The organism is Streptomyces sp. NBC_01446 (assembly GCF_026340095.1).
In the GTDB taxonomy this organism is placed as follows: Bacteria; Actinomycetota; Actinomycetes; order Streptomycetales; family Streptomycetaceae; genus Streptomyces; species Streptomyces aureus.
The window spans coordinates 4,946,222-4,968,641 of record NZ_JAPEPO010000001.1 but is presented as its reverse complement, the minus strand read 5'-3'; the positions used below and the strand labels follow the sequence as shown (position 1 = coordinate 4,968,641).

Here is a 22,420-nt window from a genome sequence, read left to right as displayed (position 1 = left end):
CACTTCGCCCGGCGGCTTCGGCATGTGAGCCGTCGTTCGCGCCGTTACGCCTGTTCCGCCGTACGGTACGTGCTGACAGGCCGGACGTGGCAACTCTGGCACATCTTCCCGGGGGCCCGGCGAGGGGGTCCGCTAGGAGGCTTTCGCCCCGAGGACCAGGGAGATGGATCGATTTCACCCCTGGTCACCGGTCAGTACGCATTGCCACTCTTCGGTGATTTTTGTAAGGCTTTTTCGTGCGGTCCCACGGTCCCAGGGCCGGAGCCCCGGGGCACGCGTACGGCGGGCGTCTCACACGTTCGGGGGCGCCCCCTCGATCGGGCGTCCGAGCACACCCGGTCGCTGCTGCCACGGAAGGGGTCCCGTGGGCGGGCGGTAGCCGACGCCGAGGGCGTCAAGGCGGGCGTAGTGGGCGGTCATCCGGCGCCGGAAGTCCGCGTAGTCGCGCTCGGCCGGCGCGGGCAGGGCGCTCCAGGCGACCTCGGCGAAGGCGGCCAGGCGCGGGAACACCTGGTAGTCGACGCGGGCCTGGCTCTCCATCACCTCGGTCCACACGTTGGCCTGGGTGCCCAGGACGTGCCGCGCCTCCTCCTCGGTGAGCTGCGGGGGGACGGGTTCGAAGCGGTAGACGTCCTCCAGCGTGCGGACGTATCCGATGGGCATCGGCTCGTCGTCGCCCGGCGCCTGACGGTGGTCCAGGTACACCTGCTGCTCGGGGCACATGACGACGTCGTGTCCGGCCCGGGCGGCGGTGATGCCGCCCTGGTAGCCGCGCCAGGACGACACGGCGGCGCCGGGCGCGAGGCCGCCCTCCAGGATCTCGTCCCAGCCGATGAGGCGACGGCCGCGTTCGGTGAGCCAGGTGTCGAAGTGCCGGATGAACCAGGACTGGAGCTCGTCCTCGTCCTTCAGGCCGAGTTCGGCGATCCGGGCCTGCGCGCTGGGCGACAGCTTCCACTGGTCCTTGGGGCACTCGTCGCCACCGATGTGAATGAACGGCGAGACGTCGGCGGGGAAGAGGCCGAGGAGTTCCTCGAATACGCCCTCGTAGAAGCGCAGCGTGTGGTCGGTCGGCGCGAGTACGTTCGGGGTTACTCCCCAGTTGTCCCAGACGGTGAGGGAGGCGGTGTCGACGACGTCCGTGTTGCCGAGTTCCGGATAGGCCGCGATGGCCGCCTGGGAGTGGCCGGGGACATCGATCTCGGGGACGACGCGGATATGCCGGTCGGCGGCGTACGCGACGATCTCCCGGATGTCGTCCTGCGTGTAGAAGCCGCCGTGCGGACGGTCGTCCCACAGGGGGGAGGCGCGGTGGCCGAATTTAGTGCGTGCGCGCCAGGCGCCCTGCTCCGTGAGCCTGGGGTGGCGCTTGATCTCGATGCGCCATCCCTGGTCGTCGGTGAGGTGGAAGTGGAAGACGTTCAGTTTGTGCGCGGCGAGCAGGTCGAGATAGCGCAGGACCCCGTCCTTGGGCATGAAGTGGCGTGATACGTCGAGCATCAGGCCGCGCCAGGCGAAGCGGGGGGCGTCCTCGACGGTGCCGGTGGGGACGGTCCACCTGCGGCCCGGTTCGAGGGGGGCGCGCCGGAACGCGTCGGGGCCGAGGAGCTGACGGAAGGTCTGGGCGCCCCAGAAGACGCCGGCCGCGCCGCCGCCTTCGATACGGACGGTGCGCCGGTCGACGGTCATCCGGTAGGCCTCCGGGCCGAGTTCCGCGTCGATGCGCAGCTCGATACGGGTTTGACCGTCGCGCAGGTCAACGCCGGTGCCGGCGTGGGGCAGGCCGAGGCCCGTGGCCGCTCCGACGGTCGAGCGCAGCCAGCGGGCGACGCCCTCGGTGCCCGCGCCGGCGTCGATCGTGGTGGTGTCGCCGAGTTCGTGGAGGCCGTCACCGGGCGCCGTCCGGCGGGGTGCGGGAATGAGATCTGCCGAAGTCACTGACGTCAGTCCTTAACCGCGCCGCCGAGCCCGGACACCAGGCGCCGCTGTACGAGTACGAAGAAGACCAGTACCGGAATGGTCATTACCGTCGACGCCGCCATGATGCCGCCCCAGTCGTTCTCGTCGGGTTTGAAGAAGACGAGCAGGGCCATGGGCAGGGTCGACTGCGAGGTGTCGCTGATGATGAAGGACTTCGCGAACAGGAAGTCGTTCCAGGTGGAGATGAAGGAGAAGACGCTGGTCGCCACGAGGCCGGGAAAGACCAGCGGGAAAAGGATCTGCCAGAGGAACCGGGTGCGGCTCGCACCGTCGATGTACGCGGCTTCCTCAAGCGCTTCAGGGACCGCCTTCACAAAGCCCCGGAGAATCCACACGGCGAACGGCAGGGAGAACGCCAGGTGGGGCAGGATCAGTGAGCCGAGTGTGTTGAGCTGCCCGAAATCCCGCATGAGGAAGAAGAGCGGAATGGTGAGGGCCTCGACAGGCACCATCTGTGCGACCAGGAACATGATGAGAAGCGTCGTGCGGAACCTGAACCGGAACCTTGTCACCGCGGTCGCGGCGAGGAATGCGACGAGGGCGGAGATCACGACGACGGTGCCCGCGACGATCAGGCTGTTGACGAAGTACCGGCCGAATTCCTCCTGTTGGAAGACGCGCCGGAAGGAGTCGAGCGAGGGCGCGAGCGTCCAGGGTCTCGGCTCGGTCGACTCGATCTCGCCGGCCGGTTTGAAGGCGCCGAGCACCATCCAGTAGAGGGGGAAGGCGACGACGAGGGCGATCAGGAGCGCGGACGCCTCGGCGGCGAGCCGCCACGGCCTCCGCACCCTCACCCGTACCGGATTCACAGCTCCTCCCCCCTGCGGCGCAGGATCCGCAGGTAGCCGAGCGTGACGGCGAGCAGGATCAGCAGCATGACGACGCCGATCGCCGAGCCGAGGCTGTACTGGCTGGACGCGAAGGCCTTTTGGTACGCGTACACGTTGAGCACGAGGTTCTGGCCCGCGATGCCGCCGCCGTTCGTCATGACGTAGATCTGGGTGAACACCTTGAAGTCCCAGATGACCGACTGGACGGTGACGACGAGGAGGATCGGCCGCAGCATCGGCGCGAGCACCGAGCGCCAGATCCGCCACTGCGAGGCCCCGTCGAGCGCCGCCGCCTCGACGACCTCCGGCGGGACCGCCCTGATGCCCGCGTACACGGTGACCATCACGAACGGGAAGGAGCACCAGACCACTTCGAGCAGGACGAGCGCGAAGGCGCTGTAGCGGCCGTACGTCCACGAGAAGTCGCCGAGCCCGAACACCCGGTTGACCGGACCGAAGTCCGGGTCGAAGAGGAACATCCAGACCGTGGAGCCGGTCACGGCGGGGGTCGCCCAGGCGCCGAGCGCGGCCAGCATGAGGGCGAGCCGGGGCAGGGCGCGTACGCGGGTGAGCAGCACGGCGAGGGCGCAGCCGACGGCGAGCGTGGAGACGACGCACGCGGCGGCGAACAGGACCGTGGCGAGCAGCACCTGCCGGAACTGCTCGTCGGCGAAGAGCGTCGCGTAGTTCCCGAGCCCCTGGAAGGTGGTCGGTTCGCCGCCGCTGACCTGGGCCTGGGTGTATTCGAGGAACGAGATCAGGCCGAGTTGGTAGACGGGGTAGACGAGGAGCCCGCCGAGGAGGAGCAGGGCGGGGGCGAGATAGAGCCAGGGGGTCCAGGCGCCGGTGCGGCGGCCCGTGGTGGTGGCCATGTCGTCAGCCCGCGGTGCAGGAGGCTAGGAGGTCCAGACCACTGAGCGCAACGGTTGCGGAGGCAGCACAAAGGCCCCCATGGCACGACAGATGCGCACCTCGGGGGCCTTTCGCGGCAGACTCAGGAACCTTCCGCGGCGGCGCGGGCCACCACTTCTCGCCCGCTACCTCTTGCCCGCTACTTCTTGTCCTTGCCGCCCTTGTCCTTGTCGCCGCCGGCGCCCATGGACTCGTAGATCTCCTTGCACATGGGACACACCGGGTACTTCTTCGGGTCCCGGCCCGGCACCCAGACCTTGCCGCAGAGCGCGACGACCGGCGTCCCCTCGAGGGCGCTCGCCATGATCTTGTCCTTCTGGACATAGTGGGCGTAGCGCTCGTGGTCGCCGTCACCGTGCGATGTCTGCGGCGTCGGCTCTACGAGGGTCCCCGTACCTGTCCCGCGCTCGGGCTCAAGAGTGCTCATAAAGGCCAAGGGTACTGAAGCGCCGGAGGAAGGGGCAGCGCCCTCGGGGTGAAGGGCCCACGCCCCCGGTTCCCGCCGATCACGGCACCGGCCGGCGGCCTCAGTTGAGCGACGGATCGTCCGGGTATGTCGCCACCATCGCCAGGTCGCTGCGCTGACGTCGCAGCACCGCGCGCCACAGCCCCTCGGGGTCCGTCGACGAGACGTCGCCCGGCTCGGACTCGACGACGTACCAGGCGCCGTCCGTCAGCTCGGACTCCAGCTGGCGCGGGCCCCAGCCCGCGTACCCGGCGAAGATCCGCAGGGATCCGAGCGCGGAGGCGAGCAGTTCGGGAGGGGCCTCCAGGTCGACCAGGCCGATCGCGCCGTGGACGCGGCGCCAGCCGAGGGGCCCTTCGTCGCCGGGGATCACCGCGACGCCGAGCGCCGAGTCGAGCGAGACCGGGCCGCCCTGGAAGACGACGCCCGGATCGCCGGCGAGCGCGCCCCAGCCTTCCAGGATGTCGCCGACCCCGACCGGCGTGGGCCTGTTGAGGACGACGCCGAGCGAGCCCTCCTCGTCGTGGTCGAGGAGCAGCACGACCGCCCGGTCGAAGTTCGGGTCCGCGAGGGCGGGTGTGGCCACGAGCAGCCGCCCTGTGAGCGAGGACACCTCGGTCATGCCAGACATGATCCCGCATCTTGCCGCCGAGCGGGGAGTCAATGGCCCTTCCGGGGTGCGCCCAGCTCAGAGACGCCTCACGCGCCCGGGGCGCGCGCCGCGAACCGCCCCCGGAAGGTGACCCTCCGCGCCCGTTTAGCGACATTTCGTGTTGTAGCGAAGTCATGACGTCCCCCTGGTGCACTTGGGCTTACGGAAGGGGGGTAGGCGGCCCTTAGGCTTATGCCTTGGCCCGCCCAGCGGCCCGGCCCGAAAGGCCTCGCCCGACGGCTCCGCCCTGCGGTCCTGCCCACCTGTCCTGTCCATCTCATCGGAACGCGAGATTCATGACCGTCACCGACGATGTACTGCTTGTCCACGGCGGAACCCCGCTGGAGGGCGAGATCCGTGTCCGCGGCGCGAAGAACCTCGTGCCCAAGGCCATGGTCGCCGCGCTGCTCGGCAGCGAGCCGAGCCGGCTGCGCAACGTCCCGGACATCCGGGACGTCCGGGTCGTACGCGGCCTCCTCCAGCTGCACGGCGTGACGGTCCGCCCGGGTGAGGAACCCGGCGAGCTGATCATGGACCCGTCGCACGTGGAGAGCGCCAACGTCGCCGACATCGACGCGCACGCGGGCTCCTCGCGCATTCCGATCCTGCTGTGCGGGCCGCTCCTGCACCGGCTCGGCCACGCGTTCATCCCGGGCCTCGGCGGCTGTGACATCGGCGGCCGGCCGATCGACTTCCACTTCGAGGTGCTCCGCCAGTTCGGCGCGACCATCGAGAAGCGGGCGGACGGCCAGTACCTGGAGGCCCCGCAGCGGCTGCGCGGCACGAAGATCCGGCTGCCGTACCCGTCGGTCGGCGCGACCGAGCAGGTCCTCCTGACTGCCGTGCTAGCCGAGGGCGTGACCGAGCTCTCGAACGCGGCCGTGGAGCCCGAGATCGAGGACCTCATCTGCGTGCTGCAGAAGATGGGCGCGATCATCGCCATGGACACCGACCGGACCATCCGGGTCACGGGTGTCGACAAGCTGGGCGGCTACACGCACCGCGCCCTCTCGGACCGCCTGGAGGCCGCGTCGTGGGCGTCGGCCGCGCTGGCGACCGAGGGCAACATCTACGTCCGCGGCGCCCAGCAGCGCTCGATGATGACGTTCCTGAACACCTACCGCAAGGTCGGCGGCGCCTTCGAGATCGACGACGAGGGCATCCGCTTCTGGCACCCGGGCGGCTCGCTGAAGTCGATCGCCCTGGAGACGGACGTCCACCCCGGCTTCCAGACCGACTGGCAGCAGCCGCTCGTCGTGGCGCTGACGCAGGCCTCGGGCCTGTCCATCGTCCACGAGACGGTCTACGAGTCCCGCCTCGGCTTCACGTCCGCGCTGAACCAGATGGGCGCGCACATCCAGCTCTACCGCGAGTGCCTGGGCGGCTCGGACTGCCGCTTCGGCCAGCGCAACTTCCTGCACTCCGCGGTCGTGTCGGGCCCGACGAAGCTCCAGGGCGCCGACCTGGTCATCCCCGACCTGCGCGGCGGCTTCTCGTACCTGATCGCCGCCCTGGCCGCCCAGGGCACGAGCCGCGTCCACGGCATCGACCTGATCAACCGCGGCTACGAGAACTTCATGGAGAAGCTCGTCGAGCTCGGTGCGAAGGTCGAGCTGCCGGGCAAGGCACTGGGCTAGCCACAGGCCCTGCCGGCGCCCTTCCTGAGCGCCGGCAGGACCCCCGTGACAACACAGAAGGGGCGGCCACCCGAACCGGGTGGCCGCCCCTTCTGTTGCCTGGCTTACTTGCCCTTGGCGGCTTCCTTGAGCTTGGAGCCCGCGGACACCTTCACGCTGAAACCGGCCGGGATGTTGATCGGCTCGCCGGTCTGCGGGTTGCGGGCGGTGCGAGCGGCACGGTGCGTGCGCTCGAAGGTCAGGAAGCCGGGGATGGTGACCTTCTCGTCGCCCTTGGCAACGATCTCGCCGACCGTCTCGGCGAACGCGGCCAGCACGGCGTCGGCGTCCTTGCGGGTCACCTCGGCGCGGTCGGCCAGCGCGGCCACCAGCTCACTGCGGTTCATGTTTGTACTCCCGTGTTCTTCTTGCCGTTGAGGCGTGCCACGCGGCGGAGCCGCATGTTGGGCACAGCGAAGCCGATGCTGCCAGGGTCCTCGGTCAGGCCCCGGACCCGGGTCCGTCTTCAGACCCTCGCGCCCGAAGACGCATCCTGCCCCCACCAGCGGCGGGAAAGCCAATCCGGCGCCCTTGGGGGTCACACGGATTGCGTCGCCGTCCCGCTAGGGGGCGGGGTGGGGCCGTGCTTCCCGGCCACCCTAGAGGGCGGCCAGGGGCCCCGCATTCCGCGACGCGCCGGGCCTCAGGAGGCCGTGGCGCCCGTCACAGCGCCGCCGACGGCCTTCGCGGCGTTACGCACCGCTCCGGCGACGGCGCCCGCGACCTTGTCGTTGAAGACGCTCGGAATGATGTAGTTCGGGTTGAGCTCGTCCTCGCTCACCACGTCCGCCAGGGCGGCCGCGGCGGCCAGCATCATCTCCGTGTTGACCGTACGCGACTGGGCGTCGAGGAGGCCACGGAAGACGCCCGGGAACACGAGGACGTTGTTGATCTGGTTCGGGAAGTCCGAGCGGCCCGTGGCCACAACTGCCGCCGTCTGACGGGCGATTGCGGGGTCGACCTCGGGGTCGGGGTTCGCAAGCGCGAACACGATCGCATCCTCGGCCATGGCCGCCACGTCGTCGCCGTCGAGCACGTTCGGAGCGGAGACCCCGATGAAGACGTCGGCGTCGCGCACGGCCTCCTTGAGCGTGCCCGTGAGGCCCTCGGGGTTGGTGTTGTCGGCGATCCAGCGCAGCGGCGAATCGGCCTTGGCGTCGACGAGGTCCGCGCGGTCCGCGTGCACGACACCGTGGATGTCGGCGACGACGGAGTTCTTGACGCCGGCCGCGATCAGGAGCTTGAGGATCGCCGTGCCGGCCGCGCCCGCGCCGGACATGACGACGCGGATGTCGCCGATGGCCTTACCCGCGACACGCAGGGCGTTCGTCAGGGCGGCGAGGACGACGATGGCCGTGCCGTGCTGGTCGTCGTGGAAGACCGGGATGTCGAGGGCCTCGCGCAGGCGGGCCTCGATCTCGAAGCAGCGCGGGGCGGAGATGTCCTCGAGGTTGATGCCCGCGAAGCCGGGGGCGATGGCCTTGACGATCTCGACGATCGCGTCGGTGTCCTGGGTGTCCAGGCAGATCGGCCAGGCATCGATGTCGGCGAAGCGCTTGAAGAGCGCCGCCTTGCCCTCCATGACCGGCATGGCGGCCATCGGGCCGATGTTGCCGAGGCCGAGCACGGCGGAGCCGTCCGTCACGACCGCAACGGTGTTCCGCTTGATCGTCAGACGCCGGGCGTCCTCGGGGTTCTCGGCGATCGCCATGCACACGCGGGCCACACCCGGCGTGTAGATCATGGACAGGTCGTCACGGTTGCGGATGGGGTGCTTCGACTGCATCTCGATCTTGCCGCCGAGGTGCATCAGGAACGTACGGTCGGAGACCTTGCCGAGGATGACGCCCTCGATGCCGCGCAGGCCCTCGACGATCTCGTCGGCGTGCGCGGTGGAGCTCGCGGCGATCGTGACGTCGATCTGGAGTTTCTCGTGGCCGGACGCCGTCACGTCGAGACCGGTCACCGAGCCTCCGTGGGACTCCACGGCCGTCGTGAGTTGGGATACCGCTGTTCCGCTGGCGGGCACCTCAAGGCGGACCGTCATCGAGTAGGAGACGCTGGGCGCCGTTGCCATGGCCGACTTCCTCTGCTTTCACCGTGTGGCTGCTGCTGTTTTTCCGTCCGATCGTCGCACCTACCGCCGAGTACGTGGTAGCCGCCCCGGATTGCGAACGTTTTGTTCACTGCCCGGACAGCACCCCGGTCGCGCACTTTCGGAAAGTTGTTTCCACCATACGAGAAGTGACGGGAAACAGAAAGAGGTCCACGTCAGCTGACGTGGACCTCTCACTTACGTTAATGACACCGACCCGCCATGCTCGCCTCGCGGCAAGTGGTCGCTCGTAGCGACGAAGGTTGGGCCCGGGGGCTTGGATCGAGCCGGTGCCACGTCCAAGGTAACAAAGGATCCCCGTAAGGCAATTCCCATCCCTCGAACTCATTCACGCAGCAGGTCCGCCACCCCGTCCGCGTCCGGTTCGTCGCGGCTGCCCGAAACGACCGTGAGCTGCTGCGTGGCGCGGGTCAGCGCCACGTACAGGACGCGCAGGCCCGCCGGGGACTCGTCGGCGATCTCCGCGGGCGACACGACGACCGTCGCGTCGTACTCCAGGCCCTTGGCCTCCAGGCTGCCGAGCGCGACCACGCGGTCGCCGAGCCCCGCCAGCCAGCGCGCCGCCTCGTCCCGCCGGTTCATCGCCACGACGACGCCGACCGTGCCGTCGACCTGGTCGAGCAGGCGCGCCGCCTCCTCGCGGACGGTGTGCCCGAGGCCGTCCCGTACGACCGCGAACCGGGGGCGCACCCCCGTCGAGCGGACCGCCGACGGGGACTCGGAGCCCGGCATGGCGAGCGCGAGGACCTTGGCGGCGAGCTCGGCGATCTCGGCCGGGTTGCGGTAGTTCACGGTGAGGGTGAAGCGGCGGCGCGGACGGGAGCCGAGGGCCTCGTCGCGGGCCTCGGCCGCCTCGTCCGGGTCCGACCAGGACGACTGGGCGGGGTCGCCGACCACCGTCCAGGTCGCGTGCCGGCCGCGGCGGCCGACCATCCGCCACTGCATGGGCGTGAGGTCCTGCGCCTCGTCGACGATGACGTGCGCGTACTCCGTGCGCTCCTGGGCCAGGCGCTCGGCGCGCTCGCGCTGCGTCTCCTCGCGCGAGGGCATCAGCTCCTCGAGACCGGTGAGCTGGTCCAAGGGGTCGTAGTCGCGCTTCTTCCTCGGGCGTACGGGGGTGCCGAGGACCGCGTTCAGCTCGTCGAGGAGCGCCACGTCGTGCACCGACAGGGCGTCGCGGCGCAGCGAGCGGGCGACCTTGCGGACCTCACCGGGATTGAGGATCCGGCGGGCCCAGCGGCCGAGGCGGCGCTCGTCGCCCATCGCGGCGAGGACGCCGCGCGGGGTGAGCTCGGGCCACCACGCGTCGAGGAAGCGCAGGAAGTCGTCCTCGGAGGTGATGTCGTCGTCGAACGAGGAGCGCAGCTCCGCGGCGAGTTCCGGGTCGCTGTGGCGGGTGCCCGCGCCGGACTGCGACCACAGGGCGTCCAGGAGGAGCTTGCGGGCGCGCGGGCGCAGCAGGTTGACGGGAGCGGTGCCGCTCAGCGCGTTCTGGCGGATCCTCGCCAGGTCGGCGGCCTCCAGCTCCAGGCGGCGGCCGAAGGCGACGACGCGCAGGCGTGTGGGCTGCTCGGCGGGAGCCTGCGCCTCGTCCCCGTCGGAGTCGTCGTCGCCGAAGGCCAGCTGGCCCTGCCTCTGCTGCGGCGACGTCACGGTCCCCATTTCCAGGGCTCCGCGCGCGGCCTTGCGCAGGACGCGCAGCATCCGCGAGGAGCCCTTGACGCGGGCCACCGCCGGGGAGTCGTAGACCGTGGCCTCCGCGCCGGAGGCGTCGTCGGCCAGTGAGCCGACCGCACGGATCGCGACCTGGCCCTCCTCGCCGAGCGAGGGCAGGACGCCCTCGGTGTAGGCGACGAGGAGCGGCGTCGGGGAGACGATCAGGATGCCGCCCGCGTACCGGCGGCGGTCCTGGTAGAGCAGATACGCGGCGCGGTGCAGGGCGACGGCGGTCTTGCCGGTGCCGGGGCCGCCCTCCACGTACGTCACCGACGCGGCGGGAGCCCGGATCACGAGGTCCTGCTCGGCCTGGATGGACGCCACGATGTCGCGCATGGTGTGGCTGCGGGCCTGGCCGAGGGCGGCCATCAGCGCGCCGTCGCCGATGACGGGCAGCTGCTCGCCGTCGAGGTACGCGGTCAGCTCGGGGCGCATCAGGTCGTCCTCGACGCCGAGCACCTTGCGGCCCTTGGAGCGGATGACCCGACGGCGTACGACCCGTCCCGGATCGACCGGGGTCGAGCGGTAGAAGGGCGCGGCGGCCGGCGCCCGCCAGTCGATGACCAGGGGCGAGTAGTCGGCGTCCAGGACGCCGATCCGGCCGATGTGGAGCGTCTCGGCGATGTCGGCGGTCCGCTTCCCGTCCGCGTCCTCGCGCACGGACCCCTCGGCGGGCTCCACGGCCGTGTACGCGCCGTCGGGGCCCTTCTTGCCGTCCTTGCCGGGCAGCAGGTCGATCCGCCCGAAGAGGAAGTCCTCGAACTCGTTGTTGAGGCGGTTCAGGTGGATCCCCGCGCGGAACACCTGGGCGTCGCGCTCGGCGAGGGCGCCGGGTGTGCCGACCTGCCCCCGCTGGGCCGCGTCGTTCATCAGGAACTCGGCCTCGTGGATCTTTTCCTCGAGCCGGCGGTAGACCTGGTCGAGGTGTTCCTGTTCGACACCGATCTCGCGATCCCGTACGGAATCGCGGTCCTGGTCGAGCGCGGTCTGCTGATGAGCCTGAGCGGCCACCGGGCCCCCTTCTGACGTGCTGGGCAGCCGTCAAAGGTACGCGAAGGGAGGCCCGGGAGGCTACGCATCCGGCTGCCGGGGCTACGCGTCGACCTCCACGAGGCGTTTGCCGTCGAGCGTCTCGACCTCGAAGTGGTCGATGGCGTTGCGCTCGAACGCGGCGCCTCCGTGCACGTACAAGGGGTACTTCGACGCCTCGTGCTTGCTGTTGGGAATGCCGTAACCCCACCTCGGGACGGCCCAGGTGGTGACCGTCTCGCGCTGGCCGTTCTTGCCGACCGCGACCAGCGAGCAGGTGAGCGGGCCCTTGACGTTCTTCAGCTCCAGGACGGTGTGGGTGCCCCAGGCCTTCTTCTCCATGCCGATGGTGGCGGTGACCTTCGTGGCCGGGTCGGTCGCCTTGACCTTCACGTCCATGTGGTTGAAGAAGGCGTCCTCGGCGGGGCTGGTGGGGTGGGGCCCCTCGGCGACGCCGTTCGTCCCGCCGTCGTTCACGGCGAGCACGGTCAGCGGGCCGCCGATGATCAGCGCGGCGGCGGCCGCCACCAGGTACATCCCGCGGCGGCGCTTGCGGGCCCGCTTCTGCGCCACCTCGTCGAACAGCCGACCGGCGAGCTGGTCGCTCGGGCGGGCGCCGAGCTGCGCGCCGAGGCGTTCCCTGGCGGGGGTGCCCTGCGGTTCGGGGATGTCCGCGAGGGCGGCGAGCATCGGCTCCATGCCGGCGAACTCCTCCAGCTGGCGCGCGCACAGCTCGCAGCCCGCCAGATGCGCCTCGAAGGCGCTCGCCTCGGCGTCGTCGAGTACACCGAGCACGTAGGCGCCGACCGTCTCGTGAACGTCACCGGACCCATGCGGTCCGTAGTCGTCGTACGAGGCACTCATGCCGTCACCCCCCGCTCCTCCAGCGCCAGCTTCATGGAACGCAGCGCGTAGAACACCCGTGAGCGCACCGTTCCGCTGGGAATACCGAGTGTCGCGGCCGCCTCGTTGACCGTACGCCCCTTGAAGTACGTCTCCACCAGCACCTCGCGGTGGGCAGGCGTCAGGTCCTCGAGCGCGTCCGAAAGCGTCATCAGCCACAGCGCCTTGTCGATCTCGTCCTCCGCGGGGATGACCTCCAGCGGCGACGGATCGACCTCCTGCGGCCGGGCCTGCCGACTGCGGTGAGCGTCGATGACGATGCGCCGGGCGACCGTCACCAGCCAGGGGCGTACCGAACCGGTCGCTCGGTTGAGCTGACCGGCGTTCTTCCAGGCACGGATGAGCGTTTCCTGCACGACATCTTCGGCGCGCTGCCGGTCCCCCGCCACCAGCCTGAGCACATAGGCCAGAAGCGGACCCGCGTGCTCGCGGTAGAGCGCGCGCATCAGCTCCTCGTCGGGCTCAGGAGGCTGCGGCGCGCGATGTCGTGCCCTCGGCGGGCGTTCATCGGCCACGGCGGAATCCTTGCGCACGCCTACCTCCGCTGTCCCCTGGTTGAGCGTTCCGGCTGTGTCGCCGCTCGGCTGGACCCACCCCAATACGTAAGCGGGCCGCGAAGTGTTCAAACGATCTGCCGGGACATGTCAAAAGGGGGTTCGGGGAGGTCTTCGGGGGATCTTCAGGCCCGGGTGAGTGCCGCCCTGCGGCGGTGCCGCGCCACCCGCTCGCGGTTGCCGCACACCTCGCTGGAGCACCAGCGGCGGCGCCGCCCCCGGGACGTGTCGAGGTAGATGATCGGGCAGCTGTCGCCCTCGCAGCGGCGCAGACAGGAGCGGGCGACCGGGTCCGTGAGCAGTTCCACGGCGTCGCGGGCGACGGCCGCGAGCAGCTCGCGGCAGCCGGGGTCGGCGTGCAGGTCCCGGGCGAGGGTGCCGTCGGTGCGGCGGGTCGCGCGGGGCGCGGGCGGTGCCGCGCGGGCGAGGGCGTTGACCCGCTCCAGGGCGCCGGACGCGGGCCTGCCGTCGAGTTCGCCGCGCACCAACTGGCCTATGTGGCCGCGCAGTTCGTGCACGGCGGCGAGCCAGGCCGCGTCGGCGCCGCGCAGCGGCGTGTCCGCGGGCACGAGCCCCGAGCCGACCAGCCAGGCCCGCAGCCGCCCCACCGAGTCGAGCCGTTCGTCGGGATGCGCCGTGGTCAGGAGATCCAGCGAACTGCGCCCGGAGTCGAAGCGCAGCTCGTACGAGGACAAGGACGAGGACGATGGCGATGCCATGCCCCTACAGTGCCCGCACGCACGCACCGCCGGAACCCCTGGTACCGGGCCCCTCACGAAGGGTTCACGGACCAAGGGTTCACGGACCAAGGGTTCACGGACAGGCCGGCGGGCCGTCGTGCAGGATCCGCTGGAAGAGGTGGTGATCGCGCCAGCGGCCGTTGATGTGGAGGTACTCGGGAGCGGTCCCGTAGCGCTCGAATCCGCAGGCGGCGAGGACGCGCTGGGAGGCGTGGTTGTCCAGGAGCGTGCCGGCGTCGAGGCGGTGCAGGCCCAGCTCGTCGCGGGCAGCCCGGCACACCTCCCGCACGGCCCGGCGGGCGAGGCCGCGGCCCACGTAGCCGGCATCGATCCAGTAGCCGAGCGAGGCGCTGCGGAACGGGCCCAGAACGATGCCGGAGAGGTCGGCGCGGCCGATGACGAGGTCGCCGTCGGTGACGACCCAGCGTGCGCTGCCCGGCTCGGCGAGCCGCGCCGCCTGACCCGCCGCGGTGGCGAACTCGGGCCCGCGGTGCGGCTCGAAGGGGCGCAGGTGCTCGCGGTTGCGCAGATAGGCGTCGGCGATGGCCTGAGCGTCGGCGGGCACGGCGGGGCGGATCCGGAAGGCGTCGGTGACCATCCGCCCACGGTAGCCGGGCGGACCGGCGCCGAACTGACCTACTGGTCCGCGTACTTGGAGTCGGCCGCCGGGTCCAGGGCCAGGCGGTAGCCGCGTTTGACCACCGTCTGGATCAGCTTGGGCGCGCCGAGCGCCGAGCGCAGTCTGGCCATCGCCGTCTCCACCGCGTGTTCGTCGCTGCCCGCGCCGGGCAGCGCGCGCAGCAGTTCGGCACGGGGCACCACCCAGCCGGCCCGGCGCGACAGGGAGCGCAGGAGCGACATCCCGGCGGGCGGCACCGGGCGCAGGTCGCCGTCGACCAGGACGGCCTGCCCGCGGATCTCCACTCGGTGCCCGGCGACCGGCAACGTACGGGCCCTGCCCGGGAGTTCGGCGCACAGGAGCTGGACGAGCGGGCCGAGGCGGAAGCGTTCGGGCTGCACGGTGTCCACACCGTGGGCCTGAAGGGGCAGCGCGGTCACGGGACCGACACAGGCGGGCAGGACGTCGTGGTGCAGGGCGGCGAGCAACTCCGGCAGCTGGCCCCGAAGTTCGGCCCGGGAGAGCAGGGACACGGCGGCGGGCGCGCTGGTGAACGTGAGCGCGTCGACACCCCGGGTGAGAGTCGCGTCGAGCAGCCGGTCGAGGGGCCCGATGTCCTCCGGCGGCATCCACCGGTACACCGGCACCCCCACGACGTCGGCGCCCGCCTCGCGCAGCGCCTCGACGAAGCCGGGCAGCGGCTCGCCGTGCAGCTGGACGGCGACCCGGCGGCCTTCGACGCCCTCGTCGAGGAGCCGTTCGAGGACCTCCGCCATCGACTCGGACGACGGGGACCACTCCTCGGTGAGCCCGGCGGCCCTGACGGCGCCCTTGACCTTGGGCCCGCGGGCGAGCAGCTGCACGCCGCGCAGCCGGGCGACGAGCGCCTCGCCCAGGCCCCAGCCGTCGGCGGCCTCGATCCAGCCTCGGAACCCGATGGCGGTGGTCGCGACGACGACGTCGGGCGCGTGGTCGACGATGTCCTTGGTCGCCGCGAGGAGCTCACTGTCGTCGGCGAGCGGGACGATGCGCAGCGCGGGTGCGTGCAGGACGACGGCGCCGCGCCGCTGGAGCAGCGCGCCGAGCTCGTCGGCGCGGCGCGCGGCGGTCACGCCCACGGTGAAGCCCGCGAGGGGGCCGTGCTGCCCCGCCGGGGGGCCCTGCTGTGCGTCGTACATGTGGCTCTCGTCCCGCTCGGGTGGTTCTGCCGGGGTCGACCGAGCCTGTCAACGTCCCGTGACGGGCTCGGTTCCCCATGATGTCAGCGGTGTTACGTCACACCTCGGCGTAGCTGAGCCGGGGCTCCGTCTCCGAGGCCTCGACGGGAGCCCCCGCGGCGGCCGGGCGGCGGAGGTATACGGCCCAGGTGAGGGCGAAACACGCCGCGTAGAAGACGAGGAAACCGACGAAGGCGGCCGTGCCGGTGCCCGCGGTCTGGAAGGACTGGCGGAAGGCGAGGTTGATGCCGAGCCCGCCGAGCGCGCCCACCGCGCCGATCAGCCCCATCGAGGCCCCGGACAGGCGCCGCCCGTACGCCGCGGCCTCCTCCCCCGCGAGCCCCTTGGCGGCGGCCTTGGCCTGGAAGATGCCGGGGATCATCTTGTACGTCGACCCGTTGCCGAGGCCGGTGAGCACGAACAGGGCGATGAACGCCGTGGTGAACAGCGGCAGCGACTTCTGCGCCGACGCGAGGACGACCACGGCGGTGGCGGCGGCCATCCCGACGAAGTTCCACAGCGTGATGCGGGCGCCGCCGAACCGGTCGGCGAGCCGGCCGCCGACGGGCCGGATCAGGGAGCCGAGCAGCGGCCCGATGAACGTGATCGACGCGGCCTGCAGCGGCGTCCTGCCGAACTGCGTCTGCAGGACGAGCCCGAACGCGAAGCTGTAGCCGATGAACGACCCGAACGTCCCGACGTACAGGAACGCCATGATCCATGTGTGCGGGTCGCGCACGGCCTCCTTGGCGGCGCCGGTGTCGTTCTTCACGGTCGCGAGGTTGTCCATGAACAGCGCGGCGCAGATCGCCGAGACCGCGATGAGCGGGATGTAGATCCCGAGCAGTACGCGCGGCCCGCCGCTCGCGCCGATCACGGCGAGCCCGGCGAGCTGCACGACGGGGACGCCGATGTTGCCGCCGCCCGCGTTCAGGCCGAGCGCCCAGCCCTTCTTCCGCAGCGGGAAGAAGGAGTTGATGTTGGTCATCGACGAGGCGAAGTTGCCGCCGCCGACCCCGGTGAGCAGCGCGCACACCATGAACGTCGTGTACGAGGTCCCCGGCTCCATCACGGCGAACGCGGCAACGGTCGGGATCAGGAGCAGGCTCGCCGCGAAGATCGTCCAGTTCCGGCCGCCGAATCGGGCCACGGCGAAGGTGTAGGGCACACGGACGACCGCACCGACCAGCGTGGCCATCGAGACCAGGAAGAACTTGCCGGCCGGGTCGATGCCGTACTCGGGCCCCATGAACAGGACCATCACGGACCACAGGGTCCAGATCGAGAACCCGATGTGTTCGGACAGGACGGAGAACGCGAGATTGCGCCGCGCGACCTTCTCGCCGCCCTCCTGCGACCAGAACCTCTCGTCCTCCGGATCCCACCTCTGGATCCAACTCCGGGCTGTCATCACACGCCTCCAGGGTCACGGTTCTCGGCTGATGACCCCGAAGGTAGGGAGGCGGGATTACCGCGCTGTGCCGCACCGTGACCGGCGGGGAACGTTGCTCTCACCGGGCGCGGGGCCCGGCGGTGAGCTTCGCTCCCCGGCGTGGGTCAGGTCGTGGGCGTGGGTCAGGTCGTGGTGCCCGCCCACTTGAGGCTTGCCGAGCCGCCCTTGTCCCACTTCAGCGTGACCACGTCGTCGGCCTGCGTCAGGTTCGCCCCGAAGACCTCGTCGCCGGTGTCCTTGCCCATGCACTTGACGGCTATCCGGAACGCCCCGCCGCTGCGGTTCTCCCCGATGCCCGTGCAGATTCCCTTACCGCCCGCGTCGATGTAGGACACGCTGTACTTGCCCTTGGCCGTGCCGGACGCGACCTTGTCGCCGACCGTGAGGGTCCTGGCCTTCTCGTCCTGCCACTGGCCCTGGTAGCCGGTGGACCCGGCGGGCCGCTCCTCCACCGTCCCCGAGGGGTCACTCGGCTCCTCGACGGGGTCCTCCGTCGCGGGGTCCTCGGTCGTGGGCTCGTCAGAGGGCTCGTCCGACGCGGTGGGCTCCGCGGACACGGAGTCCTTCGCCTTCGGCTTGTCGTCGCCGCCGCCACTGTTCGTGGCGAGGAAGATCCCGCCGACGATCACGACGAGCGCGACGACCGCGGACCCGACGATGACGGCCGTCCGGCGCTTGCCAGCACTGCCCTGCGGGGGCGGGGGCGGCGGATAGGCGCCCCCGCCGTAGGGCGGCTGCCCGCCGTACGGGGGCTGCCCGTACGGGGGTTGACCCTGCGACTGTCCCTGCGGGGGCTGACCGTAGGGGGGTTGGGCACCGTATCCGGACTGGTCACCGTAGCCAGGCTGGTCCCCGTAGCCGGACCGGTCACCATAGCCAGGCTGATCGCCGTAAGCGGGCTGGTCGCCGTAGCCGGATTGGCCCTGAGGGGCCGGTGGCGGTGTCTGCGGCGGAGCCGGCGGCGGGGTCGGCGCGCCGGCGTACGGGTTGTCCTGCCCGCCGCCGGACGGCGCCTGCGGCGGGGTGGGCGGCGGCCCGTACGCCGGGTGGTGCCCGGATCCGTCCTGCGGCGGCTGGCCGGGAGGCTGTGTCATCGGTCCGGATCCCCCTCGTGGTCCTGCGGTCACTGGTCGCTCACGCCCCAACCTCCCCCACCCCTGCTCACCGCACAACCCCGTCTAGCGGCTGTGTGCCCGCTTCTTGACGCCGTTCGGCCACAGCCGCGGGCGCCGCTTGGCGGCCAGGTCCTCGATCCAGCCCGTGCCGAGGACCGCGAGGGCGATCAGCGGCCAGGTCAGCACGAACATCCAGAGCATGTACGTGGAGTCGAGGGCGCCGCTCCATCTCGCGTCCTCCATGAACGGCAGGTTGTACGCGAGGTCGATGATCGGCACCGTCGCCATGATCAGCATGTTGTGCCAGAGATAGATCGTGACCGCGCGGTTGTTGGACAGCGTGATGAGCTTGTCCCACTTGGCGAGCCGGCCCGGCAGTTCCTGCCAGGACGGCGAGTACTGGAGCAGGATGACGACGAACCCGAATGACCAGGTCGCCTGCGCCAGCGGGATGTCGTTCAGGTCCCAGCCGTCCGGCCCGAGATGGCCCGAGGCCCACCACAGTCCGAACGCCATCACGATCGCCGAGCAGGACACGGCGAGATAGCGCGGCACCTTTGCCAGGACGCCCTCGTGGTGGGCGAAGCCGAGGACCCAGCAGCCGCCGTAGACCGCGAAGTCGGTGACCGCGTTCCCCGTCTCGCCGGGGATGGTGACGATGCCCGTACCGACGACGGCCGTCAGCGCGAGCGGCGCGAGCAGCGTCGCCCACGGCACCTTGCGGAACGCCCAGAGCAGCAGCGGGGAGGCGATGACGAACCAGAGGTAGGCCCGCAGATACCAGAGCGGGCCCGCGGCCTGCGACGGCCAGGTGTCCTCAAGGAGGCCCGCCTTGTCGCCGAGGTGCCAGGGGAACGACGGCGCACCGACGGGCACGAAGTAGTTGAACAGGCCGATCCAGCCCCAGGTCCCGCCGCTGTCGGGGTCCTTGCCGGGGTTCCAGCCGCCCAGGAAGAGCAGGGCGAGGACGACGACGCTGAACGCCCACATGGGCGGCAGGAGCCGGCGGATACGGCCCCTGATCACACCGATCGCGGGCCGGCTCAGGGAGCGCGCCATCAGCGAGCCGGCGAGCGCGAACATCACGCCCATGGACGGGAAGAGGACCGTCAGCCAGGCCCACCCGAAGAGGTGGTAGGCGACGACGCGGACGAGCGCGATGGAGCGCAGCAGGTCCAGATAGCGGTCGCGGCCCGGCTTCTTGGGCGCGGCCGCCTGCGCGGGCGGAACGGGCGGAACGGGCGCGGGCGCCGGTTCCGGTGTGAACGGCACCTGCGGGAAAGGCACCTGCGGCAGGCGCCGCGTCTGCTGGAACCCGCTCTGGCCGCCGGTGGCGGGAGTGGGATACGTCATGCGACGGGCCTCCGATCGTTGCCGCGCGACGCCCGCTGACGCGGAATCGCCCCCGGCGCCTCCACCGCTCCGGTGCGCCGCAGCTTCTGCCAGCGCAGCCGGCCGCCGGTGAGCGCGGTGATCCAGGACTGGAGCAGCACGACGTACATCAGCTGCCGGTAGAGGACCTGCTGGAGCGGGAGTGAGATGAGATGGGTCATGCGTTCGCGGTCGAGCCGGAAGGCGTACGCCGCGCAGACGGCCTGGATGGCGAGGACGCCGAGCCAGGCGACGATCGTCTTCTCCGTGGGGCCGAACACGAGGCCGTAGAGCAGGAAGACGTCGATGAGGGGCGCCAGGAGCGGCGCGAGGACCATGAAGAGGGCGACGAACGGCAGGCCGATGCGGCCGAAGCGCCCGGAGGGGCCCGACTCGATCACGGATCGGCGGTGTTTCCAGATCGCCTGCATCGTGCCGTACGACCACCGGTAGCGCTGGGACCAGAGCTGCTGGACCGACTCCGGGGCCTCGGTCCAGGCGCGGGCCTTCTCGGCGTAGACGACGCGCCAGCCGTCCCGGTGCAGGGCCATGGTGACGTCGGTGTCCTCGGCGAGCGTGTCGTCGCTCATGCCGCCGATGCGCTCGAGCGCGCTGCGGCGGAAGGCGCCCACGGCCCCGGGGATCGTGGGCATGCAGCGCAGCATGTCGTACATGCGGCGGTCGAGGTTGAAGCCCATCACGTACTCGATGTGCTGCCAGGCCCCGATCAGGGAGTCCTTGTTACCGACCTTCGCGTTGCCCGCGACCGCGCCGACGCGACGGTCGCCGAAGGGCTGGACGAGCTCGCGGACGGTGGCCGGCTCGAAGACCGTGTCGCCGTCCATCATCACGATCAGGTCGCACCGGGCGTTGGCCAGGCCCCTGTTGAGCGCCGCCGGCTTGCCCGCGTTGTGCTGGCGGACCACCCGGACGCCCGGCAGGCGCAGATTCTCGACGATGCGGGCCGTGCCGTCGGTCGAGCCGTCGTCGATGACGATGATCTCGATGGGGTGCTCGCTCGACATGAGCGAACGCACCGTGTTCTCGATGCACTTGGCCTCGTTGAACGCCGGGACCAGGACCGACACCGGTTCGGTGACGGGCGGCCCCCAGGAGAATCCGCGGCGCCGCACGCGTCGGGCATGCGCCCCGGACAGGAGGAGCATCAGGCCGAAGCGGGTGAAGACGAGGACGCCGATCACGGCGAGGCCCACGCCGAGGACGTCCGTCACGTTGTCCGACGCGTCTACGGCGTAGATCCACGCCTTGCCCTTGGCCAGCTCGAGACCGTGCACGGGCGTGTGAGCGCTGGGCGCGCCGAGCGCCTCGGTGAGGTTGACGAAGTCGTATCCCTGGCCCTGGAGCTGGGGCAGGAAACGGTCGAGGGCGGCGACGGTCTGCGAGCGGTCGCCACCGGAGTCGTGCATCAGGACGATCGCGCCCTTGCCGCCCTTGGGCGTGGCGCGGCGGACGATCTCGTCGACGCCGGGGCGCTTCCAGTCCTCACTGTCGGTGTTGTTGACGACGGTGATGTACCCGCGGCTGCCGATGTACTTGGTGACCGGCCACGACTTGTTGTCCATGGCGTCGGCGAACGAGGAGTACGGCGGCCGGAACAGTGAGGTGCGGATGCCGGCCGCCCCGGCCAGGGCCGTCTGGTTCTGGGTGAGTTCCCAGTCGATGCGGCTCTTGGACTGGTACGAGAGGTCGGGGTGGTTGAAGGTGTGCAGGCCGACTTCGTGGCCCTCGTCGACCATGCGTTTGACCAGGTCCGGGTAGCGGGAGGCCATGGTGCCGGTGACGAAGAAGACGCCGTGCGCGTGGTGTTCCTTCAGGACGTCGAGGACCTTCGGGGTCCACTCCGGGTCGGGGCCGTCGTCGAAGGTGAGGACGAGCCGGTGCTCGGGCACGCTCATGCTGGTCTCGCGACCGTTACGCGTGTCGATGACCGGTCCGCCGTCTAGGATCTTCTCGGGCACGTGATCGGTGGCGGCGGGCGGCTGGATGCGGTGGTCGGCGAGGATCTCGCTGTGCACGTACCCGCGGAGCATGAGCATCGCGAGCAGGGCGACCAGGAGCAGCGACGGCAGCAGATAGCGCATCGGCAGGCGACGGCGACGCGGCACCCTGCGGTTGCTGCGTGGGCGGGAGGACATTTACAGGATGCCGCTTTCCGGGGACGAGGCCGTTGGCGGTCCGGCCGGACTCTGGCTCAGGTCGACGGGCGACACGACGGATGACTCGACGGGCGGCGCGGCGACGGTCTGCGTGCCGCCCTGGGCCGGGGAGTCCGACGGCTGCACGGGCGGTCCGCTGTCCGACGGGGACGGCTCGCCGGGGCCGGGTGAGCCGGGCGGCTCCGAGGGGCCGGGGCCCGGGTCGGGTGACTGGCCGGGCTTGGGCTTGCCGGGGCCGGCGGACGGCTTCGGGTCGGGCGACTTGCCGGGTTTGTCGCCCGGCTTGGCGCTCGCGCTGCCGCCGACGCCGGTCGACGGACCGGCGCTGGGCTCGCTGGACGCCGCTCCGGTGCCGGAAGTACTGGGATCGGCCGTGACGCCCGCCGAGGAGGACGGCCTGGCCGCCGGGTCGGCTGGCAGCGGCGACGTGTCCACCTTGCCCGCGGGCTTGTCGCGGTCCTCGCCCTGGATGGGCAGCCAGGGCGCGTTCGAGTTTCCGGAGAGCAGTGTCGCCACGATGACCACGGCGTAGACCGCGCAGATCATCCCGACGATCGCGCCGAAGCGGCGGTACCTGCGGTTTCGCCGACCCGAGTCGTCCACGAAGACCGGGACTTCCTTGTCGGCGGCACCCTCGCGCCGCGCGGCGATGAGCTCGGCCAACTGACGGCCTGCGCCGTCGAGTTGGATCGTTACTTCATTAGGATCGTGAGTTTGCCCGGAACGGGCATTTTCTCGCCAATGTTCCACCGTACGCACATCCCCCCAAGGACATGAACATTGGGTGCGCGCACGACGTACCGAGCCCTCGTCGTTCGGACCGGGCCCCCACCCGATCCGAGCGCCCCCCTTATCACAATGCGCTCGGACGACGAATGTAGCGCACGCGAGTGA

Annotated in this window: 18 protein-coding genes and 1 pseudogene; 1 reads left to right on the top strand and 18 read right to left on the bottom strand. The window is 70.8% G+C overall.

All coding sequences use genetic code 11. The features are described 5' to 3' along the window. Positions 1-291: 291 nt before the first annotated feature. The 5 genes and pseudogenes from OG456_RS22260 to OG456_RS22240 all read right to left on the bottom strand — a co-directional run bounded on the left by OG456_RS22260 (position 292) and on the right by OG456_RS22240 (position 4,810). Positions 292-1,920, bottom strand: coding sequence for a beta-N-acetylhexosaminidase (locus OG456_RS22260; RefSeq protein WP_266569380.1), 1,629 nt, complete (start codon positions 1,918-1,920; stop codon positions 292-294). 23 nt (positions 1,921-1,943) lie between these two features. Beyond that, the gene (locus OG456_RS22255; RefSeq protein ID WP_266563669.1) at positions 1,944-2,789 is read right to left on the bottom strand and encodes a carbohydrate ABC transporter permease; all 846 of its coding nucleotides are present in this window, start codon (positions 2,787-2,789) and stop codon (positions 1,944-1,946) included. Then, positions 2,786-3,661: pseudogene (locus OG456_RS22250) on the bottom strand (carbohydrate ABC transporter permease); the annotation flags it as partial. The gene OG456_RS22255 and the pseudogene OG456_RS22250, both read right to left, overlap by 4 nt. 200 nt (positions 3,662-3,861) lie before the next feature. Then, complete coding sequence (locus tag OG456_RS22245) at positions 3,862-4,149, bottom strand: DUF3039 domain-containing protein (RefSeq protein ID WP_100593929.1); 288 nt, start codon at positions 4,147-4,149, stop codon at positions 3,862-3,864. A 100-nt stretch (positions 4,150-4,249) separates the two neighbouring features. Continuing rightward, a complete protein-coding gene (locus tag OG456_RS22240) occupies positions 4,250-4,810 on the bottom strand; it encodes a YqgE/AlgH family protein (RefSeq protein ID WP_266563667.1) in 561 nt (186 codons plus the stop codon). 326 nt (positions 4,811-5,136) lie between these two features. Between OG456_RS22240 and murA the strand changes: the two genes are divergently transcribed. Next, the gene (gene murA / locus OG456_RS22235) at positions 5,137-6,477 is read left to right on the top strand and encodes a UDP-N-acetylglucosamine 1-carboxyvinyltransferase (RefSeq protein WP_100593927.1); all 1,341 of its coding nucleotides are present in this window, start codon (positions 5,137-5,139) and stop codon (positions 6,475-6,477) included. A 104-nt stretch (positions 6,478-6,581) separates the two neighbouring features. Here murA and OG456_RS22230 read toward each other — a convergent pair whose 3' ends face one another. The 13 genes from OG456_RS22230 to OG456_RS22170 form a co-directional block, all read right to left on the bottom strand. After that, entirely contained in the window at positions 6,582-6,863 is a 282-nt protein-coding gene (locus tag OG456_RS22230) for an HU family DNA-binding protein (RefSeq protein ID WP_030680681.1), read from the bottom strand. A 296-nt stretch (positions 6,864-7,159) separates the two neighbouring features. Next, positions 7,160-8,593 (bottom strand): NAD-dependent malic enzyme, encoded by a 1,434-nt coding sequence (locus OG456_RS22225; RefSeq protein WP_266563659.1) that lies wholly within the window; start codon positions 8,591-8,593, stop codon positions 7,160-7,162. Between the two features lie 363 nt (positions 8,594-8,956). Beyond that, positions 8,957-11,359 (bottom strand): UvrD-helicase domain-containing protein, encoded by a 2,403-nt coding sequence (locus OG456_RS22220; RefSeq protein WP_266563657.1) that lies wholly within the window; start codon positions 11,357-11,359, stop codon positions 8,957-8,959. Between the two features lie 81 nt (positions 11,360-11,440). Beyond that, positions 11,441-12,241: an anti-sigma factor gene (locus OG456_RS22215; protein WP_266563655.1), complete on the bottom strand. Its 801-nt coding sequence runs from the start codon at positions 12,239-12,241 to the stop codon at positions 11,441-11,443. Next, positions 12,238-12,813: a sigma-70 family RNA polymerase sigma factor gene (locus tag OG456_RS22210; protein WP_227295039.1), complete on the bottom strand. Its 576-nt coding sequence runs from the start codon at positions 12,811-12,813 to the stop codon at positions 12,238-12,240. The genes OG456_RS22215 and OG456_RS22210 overlap by 4 nt, the downstream gene beginning before the upstream one ends. Before the next feature lie 146 nt (positions 12,814-12,959). Beyond that, on the bottom strand, positions 12,960-13,553 hold the full coding sequence (locus OG456_RS22205) for a CGNR zinc finger domain-containing protein (protein ID WP_266563651.1): 594 nt from the start codon (positions 13,551-13,553) through the stop codon (positions 12,960-12,962). A 94-nt stretch (positions 13,554-13,647) separates the two neighbouring features. Beyond that, positions 13,648-14,172, bottom strand: coding sequence for a GNAT family N-acetyltransferase (locus OG456_RS22200; RefSeq protein WP_266563649.1), 525 nt, complete (start codon positions 14,170-14,172; stop codon positions 13,648-13,650). A gap of 38 nt (positions 14,173-14,210) precedes the next feature. Further along, positions 14,211-15,371 carry a uroporphyrinogen-III synthase gene (locus OG456_RS22195; protein ID WP_266563647.1) on the bottom strand — a complete coding sequence of 387 codons (1,161 nt, stop codon included), beginning with the start codon at positions 15,369-15,371 and terminating at the stop codon, positions 14,211-14,213. Between the two features lie 97 nt (positions 15,372-15,468). Beyond that, entirely contained in the window at positions 15,469-16,821 is a 1,353-nt protein-coding gene (locus OG456_RS22190; protein WP_266563645.1) for a NarK/NasA family nitrate transporter, read from the bottom strand. A gap of 164 nt (positions 16,822-16,985) precedes the next feature. After that, the gene (locus OG456_RS22185; RefSeq protein WP_266563643.1) at positions 16,986-17,957 is read right to left on the bottom strand and encodes a hypothetical protein; all 972 of its coding nucleotides are present in this window, start codon (positions 17,955-17,957) and stop codon (positions 16,986-16,988) included. Positions 17,958-18,041: 84 nt separating this feature from the next. Beyond that, a complete protein-coding gene (locus OG456_RS22180; protein WP_266563641.1) occupies positions 18,042-19,331 on the bottom strand; it encodes an acyltransferase in 1,290 nt (429 codons plus the stop codon). Beyond that, entirely contained in the window at positions 19,328-21,505 is a 2,178-nt protein-coding gene (locus OG456_RS22175) for a glycosyltransferase (RefSeq protein WP_266563639.1), read from the bottom strand. The genes OG456_RS22180 and OG456_RS22175 overlap by 4 nt, the downstream gene beginning before the upstream one ends. Then, positions 21,506-22,189, bottom strand: a complete 684-nt coding sequence (locus OG456_RS22170) for a hypothetical protein (protein ID WP_266563637.1) — start codon at positions 22,187-22,189, stop codon at positions 21,506-21,508. Between the last annotated feature and the right edge of the window lie 231 nt (positions 22,190-22,420).

What these genes read in the sequence shown, in the direction of transcription:
- OG456_RS22230 (WP_030680681.1), bottom strand. Translation starts at nt 6,863, where the DNA reads ATGAACCGCAGTGAGCTGGTGGCCGCGCTGGCCGACCGCGCCGAGGTG.
- OG456_RS22225 (WP_266563659.1), bottom strand. Translation starts at nt 8,593, where the DNA reads ATGGCAACGGCGCCCAGCGTCTCCTACTCGATGACGGTCCGCCTTGAG.
- OG456_RS22195 (WP_266563647.1), bottom strand. Translation starts at nt 15,371, where the DNA reads ATGTACGACGCACAGCAGGGCCCCCCGGCGGGGCAGCACGGCCCCCTC.
- murA (WP_100593927.1), top strand. Translation starts at nt 5,137, where the DNA reads ATGACCGTCACCGACGATGTACTGCTTGTCCACGGCGGAACCCCGCTG.
- OG456_RS22205 (WP_266563651.1), bottom strand. Translation starts at nt 13,553, where the DNA reads ATGGCATCGCCATCGTCCTCGTCCTTGTCCTCGTACGAGCTGCGCTTC.
- OG456_RS22180 (WP_266563641.1), bottom strand. Translation starts at nt 19,331, where the DNA reads ATGACGTATCCCACTCCCGCCACCGGCGGCCAGAGCGGGTTCCAGCAG.
- OG456_RS22200 (WP_266563649.1), bottom strand. Translation starts at nt 14,172, where the DNA reads ATGGTCACCGACGCCTTCCGGATCCGCCCCGCCGTGCCCGCCGACGCT.
- OG456_RS22245 (WP_100593929.1), bottom strand. Translation starts at nt 4,149, where the DNA reads ATGAGCACTCTTGAGCCCGAGCGCGGGACAGGTACGGGGACCCTCGTA.
- OG456_RS22240 (WP_266563667.1), bottom strand. Translation starts at nt 4,810, where the DNA reads ATGACCGAGGTGTCCTCGCTCACAGGGCGGCTGCTCGTGGCCACACCC.
- OG456_RS22215 (WP_266563655.1), bottom strand. Translation starts at nt 12,241, where the DNA reads ATGAGTGCCTCGTACGACGACTACGGACCGCATGGGTCCGGTGACGTT.
- OG456_RS22190 (WP_266563645.1), bottom strand. Translation starts at nt 16,821, where the DNA reads ATGACAGCCCGGAGTTGGATCCAGAGGTGGGATCCGGAGGACGAGAGG.
- OG456_RS22175 (WP_266563639.1), bottom strand. Translation starts at nt 21,505, where the DNA reads ATGTCCTCCCGCCCACGCAGCAACCGCAGGGTGCCGCGTCGCCGTCGC.
- OG456_RS22185 (WP_266563643.1), bottom strand. Translation starts at nt 17,957, where the DNA reads ATGACACAGCCTCCCGGCCAGCCGCCGCAGGACGGATCCGGGCACCAC.